15 protein-coding genes are annotated in these 15,042 nt (G+C 66.5%); 7 read left to right on the top strand and 8 right to left on the bottom strand.

Translation table 11 applies throughout. The features are described from left to right. Nucleotides 1–596 precede the first annotated feature (596 nt). Genes GDR74_RS05045 through GDR74_RS05035 form a run of 3 tightly spaced genes read left to right on the top strand, consistent with a single transcriptional unit; the run spans nucleotide 597 to nucleotide 3,406 of the window. The gene (locus tag GDR74_RS05045; protein WP_152585277.1) at nucleotides 597–1,553 is read left to right on the top strand and encodes an MBL fold metallo-hydrolase; all 957 of its coding nucleotides are present in this window, start codon (nucleotides 597–599) and stop codon (nucleotides 1,551–1,553) included. Between the two features lie 33 nt (nucleotides 1,554–1,586). Further along, entirely contained in the window at nucleotides 1,587–3,191 is a 1,605-nt protein-coding gene (locus tag GDR74_RS05040; protein ID WP_152585276.1) for an FAD-dependent oxidoreductase, read from the top strand. Continuing rightward, a complete protein-coding gene (locus tag GDR74_RS05035) occupies nucleotides 3,188–3,406 on the top strand; it encodes a DUF2783 domain-containing protein (protein ID WP_152585275.1) in 219 nt (72 codons plus the stop codon). Before GDR74_RS05040 ends, GDR74_RS05035 begins: the two co-directional genes overlap by 4 nt. A gap of 18 nt (nucleotides 3,407–3,424) precedes the next feature. Here GDR74_RS05035 and GDR74_RS05030 read toward each other — a convergent pair whose 3' ends face one another. The 6 genes from GDR74_RS05030 to paaN form a co-directional block, all read right to left on the bottom strand. Continuing rightward, nucleotides 3,425–4,129: an ABC transporter ATP-binding protein gene (locus GDR74_RS05030; protein WP_152585274.1), complete on the bottom strand. Its 705-nt coding sequence runs from the start codon at nucleotides 4,127–4,129 to the stop codon at nucleotides 3,425–3,427. Continuing rightward, nucleotides 4,122–4,904, bottom strand: coding sequence for an ABC transporter ATP-binding protein (locus GDR74_RS05025; RefSeq protein ID WP_152585273.1), 783 nt, complete (start codon nucleotides 4,902–4,904; stop codon nucleotides 4,122–4,124). The genes GDR74_RS05030 and GDR74_RS05025 overlap by 8 nt, the downstream gene beginning before the upstream one ends. After that, a complete protein-coding gene (locus tag GDR74_RS05020; RefSeq protein ID WP_152585272.1) occupies nucleotides 4,901–5,848 on the bottom strand; it encodes a branched-chain amino acid ABC transporter permease in 948 nt (315 codons plus the stop codon). Before GDR74_RS05020 ends, GDR74_RS05025 begins: the two co-directional genes overlap by 4 nt. 2 nt (nucleotides 5,849–5,850) lie before the next feature. After that, nucleotides 5,851–6,723 (bottom strand): branched-chain amino acid ABC transporter permease, encoded by an 873-nt coding sequence (locus GDR74_RS05015; RefSeq protein WP_152585271.1) that lies wholly within the window; start codon nucleotides 6,721–6,723, stop codon nucleotides 5,851–5,853. Between the two features lie 108 nt (nucleotides 6,724–6,831). Continuing rightward, complete coding sequence (locus GDR74_RS05010) at nucleotides 6,832–7,998, bottom strand: ABC transporter substrate-binding protein (RefSeq protein ID WP_152585270.1); 1,167 nt, start codon at nucleotides 7,996–7,998, stop codon at nucleotides 6,832–6,834. A gap of 49 nt (nucleotides 7,999–8,047) precedes the next feature. Further along, entirely contained in the window at nucleotides 8,048–9,703 is a 1,656-nt protein-coding gene (paaN, locus tag GDR74_RS05005) for a phenylacetic acid degradation protein PaaN (RefSeq protein WP_152585269.1), read from the bottom strand. A 140-nt stretch (nucleotides 9,704–9,843) separates the two neighbouring features. Here paaN and paaG point away from each other — a divergent pair, with 140 nt between their 5' ends. Genes paaG through GDR74_RS04985 form a run of 4 tightly spaced genes read left to right on the top strand, consistent with a single transcriptional unit; the run spans nucleotide 9,844 to nucleotide 13,110 of the window. Then, nucleotides 9,844–10,635 (top strand): 2-(1,2-epoxy-1,2-dihydrophenyl)acetyl-CoA isomerase PaaG, encoded by a 792-nt coding sequence (paaG, locus tag GDR74_RS05000; protein WP_152585268.1) that lies wholly within the window; start codon nucleotides 9,844–9,846, stop codon nucleotides 10,633–10,635. Continuing rightward, nucleotides 10,635–11,105: a hydroxyphenylacetyl-CoA thioesterase PaaI gene (gene paaI / locus GDR74_RS04995; protein WP_152585267.1), complete on the top strand. Its 471-nt coding sequence runs from the start codon at nucleotides 10,635–10,637 to the stop codon at nucleotides 11,103–11,105. The genes paaG and paaI overlap by 1 nt, the downstream gene beginning before the upstream one ends. A gap of 25 nt (nucleotides 11,106–11,130) precedes the next feature. Further along, complete coding sequence (gene paaK / locus GDR74_RS04990; protein ID WP_152585266.1) at nucleotides 11,131–12,465, top strand: phenylacetate--CoA ligase PaaK; 1,335 nt, start codon at nucleotides 11,131–11,133, stop codon at nucleotides 12,463–12,465. Between the two features lie 9 nt (nucleotides 12,466–12,474). Then, complete coding sequence (locus GDR74_RS04985) at nucleotides 12,475–13,110, top strand: TetR/AcrR family transcriptional regulator (protein WP_152585265.1); 636 nt, start codon at nucleotides 12,475–12,477, stop codon at nucleotides 13,108–13,110. Nucleotides 13,111–13,125: 15 nt separating this feature from the next. On the opposite strand, the gene GDR74_RS04980 is transcribed toward GDR74_RS04985, so the two are convergent. Together GDR74_RS04980 and paaE are read right to left on the bottom strand one after the other, a co-directional pair. Beyond that, on the bottom strand, nucleotides 13,126–13,935 hold the full coding sequence (locus GDR74_RS04980; protein ID WP_152585264.1) for a Phenylacetic acid catabolic protein: 810 nt from the start codon (nucleotides 13,933–13,935) through the stop codon (nucleotides 13,126–13,128). A 16-nt stretch (nucleotides 13,936–13,951) separates the two neighbouring features. Continuing rightward, complete coding sequence (paaE, locus tag GDR74_RS04975; protein ID WP_152585263.1) at nucleotides 13,952–15,028, bottom strand: 1,2-phenylacetyl-CoA epoxidase subunit PaaE; 1,077 nt, start codon at nucleotides 15,026–15,028, stop codon at nucleotides 13,952–13,954. Between the last annotated feature and the right edge of the window lie 14 nt (nucleotides 15,029–15,042).

Genomic DNA, 15,042 nt, shown 5'->3' with positions numbered 1-15,042 from the left:
CTCTACCCTACTGCGCTTCTCCGTGTCCTGTCCGCTGTTCCCGTGACAGTGCCGTCACGATCTTTCTTGGTCAGTGGCTCAAGTTTCGCGGCATGCCTTATCCCATAAGTTGCAAGCGCCGGTTCTCACCTGAGATCATGGCCTGGAGTTTGGTTGTCCTTCCGGTTTTACCGTCTCGTAGCCACAGCGGCATGGAAGGTCGCTGCGGATCGTCTTGCCTGGAAAAGCCAGCAAGCAGGGCTCATGCAGCCTCTCCAGGTCAACGTCACATCCCTCACCGCCCCTCCTCATGGTTCTCGGGCCCCAAAATTGTCCGCCACGCGAACCACCTTGGGGCATGACCGGCAACGACGTGCCGGGATCCCACGGGTCCGTTTGTTGACACTGGTTTCATGCGCAACTAATCTCGGACCCGTCGCCGTTCAAGCCGAAACGGCCGGACGCAACCGCTCGACCGGGCCGCAAGAGCCCGGCGCCTGTGATGGAAGAGACGCTCATGGATCCAGGAAAGGCATCCTGTCGGCCCCGCTTGCACGCGGCCGCATCTCCCCTCACGCTAGAACGACGCCCGTGCCTCGCAGCAGGGAGACCCCGCCATGGCTGAGAAGGCCTTTGCGTCGACGGGAGATCTTTCGGAGAAGAGGGTGTCGTTTACGGAGATCGGGCCGGGTCTTTACGCCTACACGGCGGAGGGCGACCCGAACACCGGCGTGATCGTCGGCGACGACAGCTGCATGGTGATCGACACCCAGGCCACCCCCGCCATGGCGGAGGACGTGATCGCGCGGGTGCGCCGCGTCACCGACAAGCCGATCAAGTACGTGGTGCTCTCGCACTATCACGCGGTGCGGGTGCTGGGCGCCTCCGCCTACAACGCGCAGGGCATCCTCGCCTCCCGGGCCACCTACGATCTCATCGTCGAGCGGGGCCAGCAGGACAAGGAGTCGGAGATCGGCCGCTTCCCGCGCCTCTTCCGCGGCGCCAGCAGCATTCCCGAAGGCCTCACCTGGCCGACCCTGACCTTCGAGCGCAGCCTGTCGGTGTTCCTCGGCCGGCGCGAGGTGAGGCTGATGCATCTCGGCGCCGGGCACACGGCGGGCGACATCGTCGCCTGGGTGCCGGACGCGGAGGTGATGTTCACCGGCGACCTCGTGGAGTATCACTCCGCCTGCTATTGCGGCGACGCGCATCTGCGCGCCTGGCCGCGCACGCTCGATGCGATCCTGGGCTTCGACCCCAAGGCGATCGCCCCGGGCCGCGGCGACGCGCTGCAGGGCCGCCGCCCGGTGCGCGAGGCCGTCGCCATGACCCGCGACTTCGTGACGAGCCTCTACGGCGCCGCCGAGTTGTCCGTCGCCCGCGGCCGCTCGCTGAAGGAGACCTTCGCCGCGGTGCGCGAGGCGATGGACCCGAAGTTCGGCGCCTTCGCCATCTACGAGCACTGCCTGCCCTTCAACGTGTCCCGCGCCTTCGACGAGGCCTCCGGCATCGACCATCCCGTCATCTGGACCGCCCAGCGCGACCGCGAAATGTGGGCCGCGCTGCAGGGATAGAGCCGCGAGCGAGGCGAGCCATAGGGAGTCAGCATGAACACCCGCAAAACCCTTTACCAGTTCGGCTATCGCCGCTGCCGGGACCAGGACGCCGCGTTCCCTGTCCGGCACCCTGTGGTCGTCGTCGGGGCGGGACCGGTCGGCCTGTGCGCCGCCATCGATCTGGCGCAACGCGGCGTGCCGGTCGTGCTGCTGGACGACGCCGACCGCATCGGCGAAGGGTCGCGCGGCATCTGTTACGCGAAGCGCACCCTCGAAATCCTCGACCGCCTCGGCGTGGCGCAGCCCTGCCTGGAACGGGGCGTGACCTGGAAGGTCGGCAAGGTGTTCCAGCGGGACGACCTGCTCTACGCCTTCGACCTTCTGCCCGAGGACGGGCACAAGATGCCGGCCTTCATCAACCTTCAGCAATACTACCTGGAGCACGCCCTCGTCATGCGGGCCGGCGAACTGCCGGATCTCGACCTCCGCTGGCGCAACAAGGTCATCGGCCTCAAGCCCCGCAACGATGGCGTGACGCTCACGGTCGAAACTCCGGAGGGCCCCTACGATCTCGATGCCGATTGGGTGGTGGCCGCCGACGGGGCGCGTTCGGGCTTGCGCGGAATGCTTGGCCTGGAATTCAAGGGCGAGGTGTTCGAGGACCGCTTCCTGATCGCGGACGTGAAGATGCAGGGCGACTTCCCGCCCGAGCGCTGGTTCTGGTTCGATCCGCCTTTCCACGAAGGCCGCTCCGCCCTGCTTCACAAGCAGCCCGACGACGTCTGGCGGATCGATCTTCAACTCGGCCCCGACGCCGACGCAAGGCAGGAGCAGGAGCCGGAGCGCGTCATGCCCCGTCTCAGGCAGATGCTGGGCCATGACAATTTCACGCTCGAATGGGTGTCCGTCTACACCTTCCAGTGCCGCCGTCTGGAGCGCTTCGTGCATGGCCGTGTGATCTTTGCCGGCGACGCGGCCCATCAGGTCTCGCCCTTCGGCGCCCGCGGCGCGAATTCGGGCATTCAGGATGCCGAGAATCTGGCCTGGAAACTCGCTCTCGTCCTCAAGGGGGAGGCGCCGGAGCGGCTGATCGAGACCTACGACCTCGAGCGTTCCGCCGCCGCGGACGAGAATATCGGTCACTCCACCCGCTCGACCGATTTCATCGCGCCGCGCTCCGCGCAGGAACTGCGCTTCCGCGATGCGGTCCTGTCCCTCGCGCGTCACGTGCCTTTCGCCAAGCGCATGGTGAATTCGGGCAGGCTTTCCATGCCCTCCACCTACGAGACGCCCCTGTCCACGCCCGACCGGGACGCCTGGGCCGGCACCGCCCGCCTCGGCGCTCCTCTGCCCGACGCCCCCATGCGCGACCGGAGCGGCCGCCCGGTCTGGCTTCTCGAAGCCCTGGGCGGCGAGGAGACGATCATTCACGTGCCGAATGGAGAAGCCCCGCCTGCGGGACGTCGGGTCGTCACCATCGGCGAGGATCTCATCGACGAAGGCGGTTATTTCGCGCGACGTTTCGATGCCGCCCCGGGGAGCACCTATCTCATCCGGCCCGACCAGCACCTGGCCGCCCGCTGGCGTCACATGGAGCCCAGCGCGATCGAGCGCGCCTCCCGTCGCCTGCGGGGCCTCGAAGGAGGATCCGCTTGAACGCACTCATCACCGAGAACCGCCTGCCCGACCCGGATGTCGCTTACCGGGCGCTCATCGACGCACATCGAGGCTTGTCGGACGAAGACAGCGCCGCGCTCAACAGCCGCCTCGTGCTGATCCTCGCCAATCACATTGGAGACGAAGCCGTCCTGCGGGAAGCTCTGGCGCTGGCGAGGCGGAGCATGGAGCCGGCAGGCGCCGCAACAACCTGACGCCGCCGCCCGACGCCGTCAATCGATGCCGAGATAGGCCGCCTTCACCTGCGGATCGGCCAGGAGCGCCGAACCCGCGCCGCTGAAGGCCACCTTGCCGGTCTCCAGCACGTAGCCCCGGTCGGCGATCGCAAGGGCGGCGCTGGCATTCTGCTCGACGAGGAGCACCGTGATGCCGTCGCGTCGGAGCGACACGATGGCATCGAGGATCTGATCGACGAGCAGCGGCGACAGTCCCAGCGACGGCTCGTCGAGGAGCAGGAGCTTCGGGCGCCCCATGAGCGCCCGGCCGATGGCGAGCATCTGCTGCTGGCCGCCCGACAGGCCGCCGGCCAGCAGATGGCGCTTCTCGGCGAGCACCGGAAACATGGCGAAGACGCGGTCCCGGTCCTGGCCGATCTCCTTGTCGCGCCGCCGGTAGGCCCCGAGGCGGAGATTGTCCTCGACCGTCAGCGGTCCGAAAACCTGCCGGCCTTCCGGCGACTGCGTGATCCCGAGTTCCACCCTCCGGTGCGGGGGGAGGCGGTCGATGCGCTGGCCGTTGAACAGGATCTCGCCGCCCGTGATCGGCTGGACGCCCGACAGCGAACGCAGCAGGGTCGTCTTCCCCGCGCCGTTGGAGCCGACCAGCGCCACCACTTCGCCCGCCTTCACGTCGAGGCTGACGCCCTTGAGCACTTCGATGCGCCCGTAGGCGCTCCTGAGATCCCTGACCTCAAGCACGAGCCGCCTCCCGCGCGCCATGATGACCGAGATAGGCTTCGAGGACCCTGGGATCGTCGCGCACTTCCCGCGGCGTTCCCTCGATCAGCGGCCGCCCCCGGTCGAGAACGAGAATCCTGTCCGAGATCTTCATCACCAGCTTCATGTCGTGCTCGACGAGGACGACTGCCACGCCGCGGTCGGCCACCTGCTTGATCAGACGGTCGATCTCCTCCGTCTCCACCGCATTGCAGCCGGCGGCCGGCTCGTCGAGCAGGAGCACGCGCGGCTCGGCGGCGAGCGCGCGAGCGATCTCGAGCCGCTTGCAGGCGCCGTAGGACAGCGATCCGGCCGGAACATCCGCTGCGTCCTTCAGGCCGACGGAGTCGAGGAGTTCGAGAGCCGCCTTCCGCGTCTCCAGGTTCTGGCGCGTCACCGACGGCATCCGGAACAGGGCTGGCAGCAGGCTGCACGTCTCGCGCAGGTGCCTGCCCACCATGACGTTCTCGCAGGCGGTCATCCGCTGGAAAATCTGAAGGTTCTGGAAGGTCCGCGAGAGGCCGCGCGCGGCCAGCCTGTGAGGCGGCAGGCCGGTCACGTCCTCGCCCGACAGGTGGATCGTGCCGCGCCCGGCCGCATAGATGCCGGACACGATGTTGAAGAGAGTGGTCTTGCCGGCGCCGTTGGGGCCGATGATCGACAGGATCTGGCCCGGCTTCACCGAAAAGCTCACGCCGTCGACGGCGCGCACGCCGCCAAAGGAGATGCCGATATCCGTCGCCTGGAGGATGGTCATGAGCGCCCCCTCCGGAGAAGCAGGGCCGAGAGGGTCGGCACGATGCCGTTGCGCATGAAGATCATCGACACGATGATGATAAGCCCGAGCAGGAGGTGTTCGTATTCCTGGAAGACTGTAAGGGCCTGCGGCAGCGTCACCAGGACCGCGGCGCCGACGATGCTGCCGACCACCGATCCCAGCCCGCCGAGAACGACCATCGTGACCAGCTCGACGGAGTGCAGGAAGCCGGCCTGATCCGGGTTGATGAAGCCGTTCATGAACGCGAGGGCGGAGCCCGCCAGAGAGGCATAGACGGCTGCGATCACGAAGGCCTGGAGCTTGAAGCGGGCCACGTCGACGCCGACCACCTGCGCCGCGACCTCGCTGTCGTGCAGGGCGCGGAAGGCCCTTCCCGTCGGCGTATCGTCGAGGTTGAGGGCGATCCAGGTTCCCGCGAGCAGGAGCCCGCCCGTGATCCAGTACCAGGTGTCGGAACCCGACACGCGCCACCCGAACAAGGCCAATCGCGCCACCGGCATGCCGTCCGGGCCGCCCGTCCAGCGGCTTTCCGTCGAAATGATCATGGCGACGAGCACCCCGAGGCCGAGAGTGGCGATCGCAAGATAGTGACCCTTGAGGCGCAGGATGGGACGTCCGACCAGATAGGCGAGCACGGCGGACAGCACCGCTCCGACGAGGAGCGCCGCCCAGGGCGGAATGCCCAGATGTGCCGGCCCGATGGCCACCGCATAGGCACCGATGCCGAAGAAGGCCGCATGGCCGAGGCTGACCTGCCCGGCCTGTCCCATCAGGATGTTGAGGCCGATGGCTGCCAGCGCCGACACCCATACGAGCGAGGCGACGCGGAAATAGTAACTCGACGGGAAGACGAGGGGCAGGACGGCGATCGCCAGAGCCAGAACGGCGAGGGTCAGGAAACGCCGGTTCATGAGGGAACGCATGTTCACACCCTCTCCACGACCCGGCGCCCGAACAGCCCCTGGGGCGCCGCGAACAGGACGACGAGGATGACCAAGAACGCGAAGGCATCCTTGTAGGTCGAGCTGAGGTACCCGGCCCCGAACGCCTCGAGAAGGCCAAGGATGAGGCCGCCCAGGACGGCCCCGAGCGGATTCCCCATCCCGCCCAGCATGGCGGCTGCGAAGCCCTTCAGGGCGAGCAGCGTGCCGACGTCGTAGCTCGTCAGAGTGATCGGCGTGATCAGGATGCCGGCGACGGCGCCGATGGCCGCCGATCCGCCGAAGGCGAGTGCCATGATGGTCGTGGTGTTGATGCCCACGAGGCGGGCTGCGAGGCGGTTCGCTGCGGTCGCCAGCACGGCCTTGCCGAGGACCGTATGCTCGAGAAAGACGTAGAGGGCCAGCACGACGACGGCCGCGCCCCCGAGAACCCAGAAGCTCTGCGGCTGCACGGCCGCGCCGAGCACGTCGACGGGCGTATCGCCCGAGAATGCGGGCAGCTTGTGGAACTGCTTGTCGAACATGACCTGGGCGATCCCGCGCAGCAGGATCGAGGCGCCGATGGTGATGATGATGAGCGTGACGGCCGATGCGCCGCGCGCGGGCTCGATGGCGAGCCTGTGGAGGAGGAGACCGACCGCGACAGCGACGCACACAGCCACGAGGCCGGCGAGCGGCAGGGGCACTCCGGCCGCGGCGGCGAAGACCGTGACCATGCCGCCGAGCATCACGAACTCGCCCTGTGCGAAGTTCACCACGCCGGACGCATTGTAGATCAGGGTGAACCCGAGCGCGACGAGTGCATAGACGGCCCCCACTGTCAATCCGGAGATGAGGAACTGGAGAAATTCGGCCATATTGCTGTCCCGCGGCCTCTTGTTGCCGGCCTGGCCGCCCCATGGCGACCAGGCTTCACGGAAGAAGAGCCCCCGGTTTGCGACCCCGGGAGCGACGGACGCGCGAGATCAGCTGCCCGACTCGACCAGGTTCCAGTCGCCGTTCTTGATTTCGAGCATGCGAAACGCGGACAGGTCGAGGCCGAGGTGATCGGTCGCCGACATGTTCACGATGCCGCCGGTCCCGACGAAGCCCTTGGTCTTCTCGATCTCGTCGCGGATCTTCTTCGAATCCGTCGAATTCGCGCGCTTGATCGCCTCCACGAGGATGAAGAGACCGTCATAGGCATGGCCGCCGAACGTGGAAACCGGCTGCTTCGTGGCGCTCTCGTAAGTCTGCTTGTACTCGGTCACGACCTTCTTCTGCGGATCGCTCTCCGGCAGCTTGTCGCCGACGAGAAGCGCCGCGGCGGGAAGGCGGACGCCCTCGGCGGCCTTGCCGGCGAGTTCGATGAAGCTCTTCGAGGCCACGCCGTGGCTTTGGTAGAGGGGAATGTCGCCCATTCCCAGCTGGGCATAGTTGCGGGTCACGATGGCCGGCCCCTGACCGAAGCCCGGATTGACCACCGCCTGAACGCCGGCGGTGTTCTTGATCTTCGTGAGCTGGGCCGTCATGTCGCTGTCGCGCGGGCCGTAGTTCTCGTCGATCAGGATCTGCATGCCGTAGTTCGGCGCAACCTTGACGCACTGGGCCCGCATGGAAGCGCCGAAGCCGTCCGTGCCGGAGATCATGCCGATCTTCGTGAGGTTGCGCTTCTTCAGGTCCTCGAAGATCTTCTCGCACGCCATCTTGTCGGTGTGCGGGGTCTTGAAGACGTACTTGCGCACGGGATCGATCACCTCGATGGCGCCTGCAAGCGAGATGAACGGGATCTGCGCCTCCTCGAAGACCGGGATCATCGCCATCGTGCTGCCCGTCGAGGTGCCGCCCACCATCGCGACGACCTTGTCGTCCTCCACGAGACGCGTCGCGAAGGTGCGGGCCTTGTTGGCATCGCCGCCGTCGTCATAGATCACGAGCTCGATCTTCTTGCCGTTGACGCCGCCCGCCGCGTTGATCTTGTCGACGTAGAGCCGGAGCGTTTTATCCTCGGGCTCGCCGAGGAACGAGGACGGGCCGGTGACCGAGAGGACCGAGCCGACCTTGATGGTGTTCTGCGCGAATGCGCCCTGAGGGAAGCCGAAGGCGATCGCTCCGGCTGCCAGCACGTATTTTAGCTTGGACTGGGGCTTCATGTGTTTCCTCCTGGTTGAACTGTCGTTTTTCTTATTGTTGCACAATGGATCAGGCCGCCATAGGCCTGCGCATCGTCGCAATGTGGAACCGGTTGGCGACGAATGCGCTATCGGTGAGACAGGCCGTACCGGCCGGGTTCGCGCCCGTGACGTGATAGTCGCTGAAGGCCGCGGACTGGTTGACGTAAATCGCTCCCGTCAGATTGACGGAAAGGGCCACCCCCGCCCTGGCAAAGACCTCGGACGCCCTGTCGATCAGAGTCTCGCGGGTGGAATACAGCGCAGCCGTGATCGCGCCCTTCTCCTTCGCCGAGCGCGCGGCACGTTCGATCGCCTCCTCCGCCGTCGCAACGGCGATGACGAAGCTGATCGGGCCGAAGCGCTCCTCGAGATAGGCATGCTCGTCCGCCGCATCGACGGCGACGATCAGGGGCGTGGCCGTCCGGGCGCCGCCGGCTCCATCCACGGGGCTCGAGTCACGCACGATCCGCCCGAGGCGGCGCGCCGCCTCGATGCGCTTGAGCGTCTCCTCGCTCTGGATGGCGCCGAGGACGTTTTCGGCACGCGCCCGATCGCTCAGCAAGTCGTCGATGGCGCCTGCGATCCCGGCCGCAACCTCGTCGAAGCTCTTGTGCCCCTCGTCCGTGTCGATGCCGCCGCGCGGCACATAGATGTTCTGCGGCGCCGTGCACATCTGCCCCGAATAGAGGGAGAGGGAAAAGGCGAGATTCCGGCACATGCCGCCGAAGTCGTCCGTCGATTCGATGACGACGGAGTTCACGCCCGCTTCCTCCGTGAACAGGACCGCGTGGCGCACGTTCTCCCGCAGCCAGCGGCCGAAGACCGGAGAACCCGTGAAGTCCACGATGCCGACGGCGGGGTCGAGCGCGAGTTCCTTGGTCACCGGCGCATCGGGCTCATCCGCCGCAAGAAGCAGGACATTGGGGTCGAAGCCCGCTTCCCGCAGCACCTCCCGGCCGATCCGCACGGTCAGCGCCAGCGGCAGGATCGCCTGGGGATGCGGCTTGACGATCACCGCGTTGCCGGTGACGAGGCTCGCGAAGAGACCCGGATAGGAATTCCAGGTCGGGAAGGTCGCGCAGGCGATCACGAGCGCGATCCCGCGCGGGACGATGCGATAGGCCTTGTCGAGCAGGAGCGGCGGGCTCTTGCCCTGCGGCTTCTCCCAGCGCGCCTGACGCGGCACGCGGGTCATTTCGTCATAGGCGTAGGCGACCGCCTCGAGCCCGCGGTCCTGCGCATGAGGCCCGCCCGCCTGGAAGGCCATCGGGAAGGCCTGCCCGCTCGTATGCATGACGGCATTGCCGAACAGGAAGCTCTGCCTGTTGATCCGCGCCAGCATTTCGAGCGCGACCCCGACCCGCTCCTCGACGCTCGCCGCAGCCCATGCGCCGCCCGCGTTCCGGGCGGCCGCGATCAGGGCAGCCGGCTCGGATTTCGGATAGGTGATGCCGAGGGGTTTTCCCAAGGGCGACACTTCCCGCCCCACCCGGCCGTTCGCCGGCTGGTCGATCTCGAAGGGCCGGTCGAGCAGGGTTGCGAAGGCCGCCTCCCCGTCTGCCCTGGCCGTCTCGCCATAGATCTTGCCGCTCGGAATCTCGGGAAAGGCGCTCCAATAGCCGCGCGAGCGGGCCGCCTGAAGGGCCTGGACGAGCAAGTCCCGATGGTCGTCGAAGAATCCCATCCGTTCTCTCCCTGACGGCCGGCATTGAACGTATCGGCACTGTTTGCAGTATCATTATAATTGACCGGACGGTTGGTCAATAGTAAAACAAGGGACAACGGAAGCCGCCTTCGAGCGGCGACATCCACGGGAGGGCCGCGTTGGAGAACGATCTCATCCTCACGGACAGGCGGGAAGGCTACCGCGTCATCACCCTCAACCGGCCGGATCGCCTGAACTCCTTCAACGAGGCCATGCATGCGGCCCTGATGAGCGCGCTTCTCGACGCTGAAGCCGACGACGAATGCCGCGCTCTGGTTCTCACGGGCGCCGGGCGCGGCTTCTGTGCCGGACAGGATCTCTCGGATCGCGTCTTCAGCCCGGGCCAGGTTCCCGACCTCTCCTCGACCCTGGAGCGGCTCTACAACCCCCTCGTCCGTAAGCTGCGGGATCTGCGGGTGCCGGTGATCTGTGCGGTGAACGGCGTCGCGGCGGGTGCCGGGGCCAACATCGCATTCGCTTGCGACATCGTCCTCGCGGCCCGCTCGGCCAAGTTCATCCAGGCCTTCGCGAAGCTCGGCCTCGTCCCCGATTCCGGCGGAACATGGTTCCTGCCGCGGCTCGTGGGCCCCGCCCGCGCCCGCGCCCTCGCCCTTCTGGCCGAGCCGGTTCCGGCCGAGCAGGCGGAAGCCTGGGGCATGATCTGGAAGGCCGTCGACGACGCCGTCCTCATGGACGAGGCGCGCCGCCTCGCCGCCCATTTCGCAACCCAGCCGACCGTGGGCCTCGGCCTCATCAAGCGCGCCCTCGACGCTTCCGAAACCAACGATCTCGACGCGCAGCTCGACCTGGAGCGCGACTATCAGGGCCAGGCCGGCCGCACGCCCGACTACATGGAAGGCGTCAAGGCCTTCTTCGAGAAGCGTTCGCCGAAATTCACCGGGAGGGCCTGATGGACGCGCAGTCGACGCTTTCGATGAGCGAACCGCAGAAGCTCGCCAAAGCCTGCGCCGACGCCATGTGGGCAGACGACCAGGCGAGCCAGGGGCTCGGCATGGTGGTCGAGCGGGTCGCGCCGGGCGAGGCCGTCCTTTCGATGACCGTCCGTCCCGACATGACGAACGGACACGGCATCTGCCACGGCGGCTTCATCTTCACGCTGGCGGATTCGGCCTTTGCCTTCGCCTGCAACACCTACAACCAGCGCACGGTCGCACAGCACTGTGCCGTCACGTTCCTGCAGCCCGGACGCCGGGGCGACAGGCTCACCGCCCATGCGGTGGAGCGGTCCAGGACGGGCCGCTCCGGCATCTACGACGTGACCGTCAGGGACAGCCGCGGCGAGGTCGTCGCGGAGTTCCGTGGCCATTCGCGCACCATCACCGGCACGCTCGTGGAATCGAGCGCGGACGGCAATCCATAGAACAACGTGAGAATGGGAGGCTCCCTTGCTTCAGATTCCGCTTCGCAAACTTTCCGAGCTCAAGCCACAGCCGACCCAACTCGACCGCTTCGAGGTGGCCTCCAGGGATGAGCTCGCTGCGTGGCAGCGCGACCGCCTGGCTTGGACCCTGCGGCACGCCTACGAGAACGTGCCCCACTACAGGGCGAAACTCGACGCGGCCGGCGTCCATCCGGACGATTTCAAGGATCTGAGCGACCTCGCCAAGTTCCCGTTCACGACCAAAGCGGACCTGCGGGACAACTATCCCTTCGGCATGTTCGCCGTGCCGCAGAACCAGATCGTGCGCATCCACGGCTCCTCCGGCACCACCGGCAAGCCGACGGTCGTCGGCTACACCAAGCGCGACATCGACATGTGGGCGGACGTGGTGGCCCGCTCCATCCGCGCGAGCGGCGGGCGGCCGGGCATGAAGGTGCACGTGGCCTACGGCTACGGCCTCTTCACCGGCGGCCTCGGCGCCCATTACGGAGCAGAACGCCTCGGCTGCACCGTGATCCCCATGTCGGGCGGCATGACGGAGCGCCAGGTCCAGCTGATCCAGGACTTCCAGCCGGACATCATCATGGTGACGCCCTCCTATATGCTGGCGATCCTGGACGAGTTTCGGAAGCAGGGCCTCGACCCGCGCAAGTCCTCGCTCAAGGTCGGCATCTTCGGGGCCGAGCCCTGGACCAATGCCATGCGCACCGAGATCGAGGAGGCCTTCGACATCCATGCGGTCGACATTTACGGCCTCTCCGAGGTCATAGGGCCGGGCGTCGCCTGCGAGTGCGTCGAAAGCAAGGACGGACTGCACATCTGGGAGGACCACTTCTACCCGGAGGTGATCGACCCCCAGACGGGCGAGGTTCTGCCCGACGGCGAGGAGGGCGAGCTGGTCTTCACCTCCCTCACCAAGGAGGCGATGCCCGTGATCCGCTATCGCACGCGGGACCTGACGCGCCTCCTGCCCGGCACCTCACGAACCATGCGCCGCATGGAGAAGATCACCGGCCGGACCGACGACATGATGATCATCCGAGGGGTGAACGTCTTCCCGAGCCAGATCGAGGAAAAGCTCCTGACGATCCCGGCGCTGTCCGGCCACTACCAGATCGTCCTGAGCCGGGAGGGGCGCATGGACCAGATGGAAATCCGCGTCGAGATCCGCCCGGAAGCGGACTACCCGGAAACGCGCCAGGCTGCCGCCAGCCAGCTGGGCAAGGCGATAAAGGACACCGTCGGCATCACCGCGAAGGTGACCGTCGTCGACCCCGAAGGCATCGAGCGCTCGCTCGGCAAGGCGCGACGCGTCATCGACCGCAGACCGAAAGAATAGAATACGCACATGGCACGAACCCGCGCCAACGACTATGACGAGAAGCGCCGGGCGATCCTCGATCGCTCGGCCGAACTCTTTGCCGAGCACGGCTACGACCGGGCCTCGATGAGCAAGATTGCCGAAGCGTGCGGCGTATCGAAAGCGAACCTCTATCACTACTACAAGGACAAGGAGGAGCTGCTCTTCGACGTCATCCGCTTCCACCTCGAGGAACTGCTCGAGGTGGTGGAAGCGGCCGACCGCCCTGACCTTCCACCCGACGCCCGGCTCAAGGAGCTGATCGGCGCCCTGCTGGAGGCCTACCGCGACGCCGACGCCGAGCACAACGTGCAGATCAACGGTCTCCGGCTGCTGGCGCCCGACCGTCAGGCCGAGCTCAAAGGCATGGAGCGCGAGCTGGTGCGGATCTTTTCCGAAGCCGTCGCGGGCGTGGCGCCCCAGCTCAAAGGCACCAAGCTGCTCAAGCCGGTCACCATGTCCCTCTTCGGCATGATCAACTGGCACTATCTCTGGTTCAGGGACAAAGGCGATGTCACGCGCGCCGACTATGCGGAGCTGGTCGCTCAGCTCGTCGTGGACGGCACCCGCAATCTGCATGCGCAGCAGTTCGGAGCGGCACGACGCGTGAACGCGGCGGAGTAGGAACGGGCCGATGCTCTAGGCCAGGACCCTCTGTGGCGCCTGACCGGCACTGCCCGTGACCAGATCCGGCACGCTCAGCCCGAATCCTTCGAGAATCGGATGGACGCTGCCCTGCCAGAGGGCCAGGAGATCTTCCCTGCTCTTCTGGCGCAGGCCGTACCTCCGGTGCTGCTCGTAATGATCCGACGAGGAGCGGCCGAAGGTGTCCGCCACCCGGGGGTACCAGTAGTTCACCGATGCCTGCGCGTCGATCCTGTCGTGCCCTTTCTCGAGGGCGGCGCGCAATCCGTCCTCCCCGAGTTCGGCATGACGTCTCTCGACCGGGAGGATCTCCGCGAGCGTGTCCGCCAGCGGCTGATAGGAGGAGCGGCTCAATTCGTCGAGCTGCACCACGGTCGCCTGCCCCATCAGCAGGTTCATCACCACCGAATCGACCCAGCCGTTGATCGGGTAATGAAAGACGTTGAGCCGCATGTCATCGCCGATGCGGCGCGTGCCGAGATTGGCACTCCGGTCGAGCCTGGAAGCCCAGGGATGCGCGCCGACATACTGGTCCGTATGGGCGCCGAACTGCTCCATCAGCTCCAGCACCTTTCGTGCATGGTCGAACTTCTCCAGCACGATCCGGGTGGCGACGATCCGCTCCTTCAGGCCGGGAGCCAGATTGATGCAATCCGCGAATCCGGAGGCACCGGCCATTTCGGAATCGACGAAGATCGCCATGAGGCGCATGAGTTCGCCGCGATAGCGGGGCGTGACATTGTCGGGGGCACTCAGGCGGCCGCCGCCTGCCACGAAGCTGACGAGGCTCTCTTCATCGACCATCGGACCGCTCCCTTCGTCACTTGTCGAAATCGACCACGATCTTGTCGGTGACCGGGTAGCTCTGGCAGGTCAGGATGTAGCCCCGCGCCACCTCGTAGTCCTCGAGCGCGAAATTGGCGTCCATGTCGACCTCGCCCTCGACGAGCATCGCCCGGCAGGTGGAGCATACGCCGCCCTTGCAGGCATAGGGAAGCTCCAGGCCCTCGGCCGTCGCCGCATCGAGCACCGAGGAGGTCCCCTTCTCGAAGGAGATCGTCCGCGCCCGGCCGTCGATGACGATAGTCGCCTCGCAGAGGTTCTGGCGCTTCTCCGCCTTCGCCTCCTCGGGCCGGCGCTGCCGGCGGCCGGGCGTCGAGGTGGCGAAGAGCTCGAACTTGATCCGGCGCTTGTCGAGACCATGCTCCTCCAGGCTCTGTGCGACGCCCACCATCATGTCCTGCGGGCCGCAGATGAAGGCGGTGTCGATGGAGGATACGTCGATCCAGTGCTCGAGGAGCTGGTCGCACTTCTCCTTGTCGATGCGGCCGTTGAACAGGTCGATGTCCTGCTGCTCGCGGCTGAGGACATGGATCAGGCTGAAGCGGTCGAGATGCTCGTTCTTCAGGTCCTCCAGTTCCTCCCGGAACATGATCGTGCTCGACGCCCTGTTGCCGTAGAACAGGGTGAAGGAGGATTGCGGCTCGGCCGTCAGCGTCGACTTGACGATGCTGAGCAGGGGCGTGATGCCGCTGCCGGCAGCGAAGCCCACGAAATGCCGCTTTTGCTGCGCGCCGAGCGGCACGTGAAAGTTGCCCATCGGCGGCATGGCCTCGATCGTCTGCCCGGGTGCGAGATGCTCGCTCGCCCAGTTCGAGAACAGGCCGCCGGCCACCTTCTTGATGCCGACCCGCAGATGCGTATCGTTGGCGGCGGCGCAGATCGAATACGAGCGCCGGACCTCCTCGCCGTCGATGGTCGCCCGCAAGGTCAGGTACTGACCCGGCACGAAGCGGAACGCCTCCTTGTATTCCTTCGGCACGTCGAGGGTGAGCACGATGGCGTCACGGGTTTCGCGTCGGACGTCGGCGACTTTGACCGGGTAGAACTTTGTCATGGAGCATCCGCTCG

Source organism: Microvirga thermotolerans, from assembly GCF_009363855.1.
Lineage (GTDB): Bacteria > Pseudomonadota > Alphaproteobacteria > Rhizobiales > Beijerinckiaceae > Microvirga > Microvirga thermotolerans.
The sequence above is the reverse complement of the archived record's forward strand: the minus strand, read 5'-3'. Positions and strand labels throughout refer to the sequence as shown.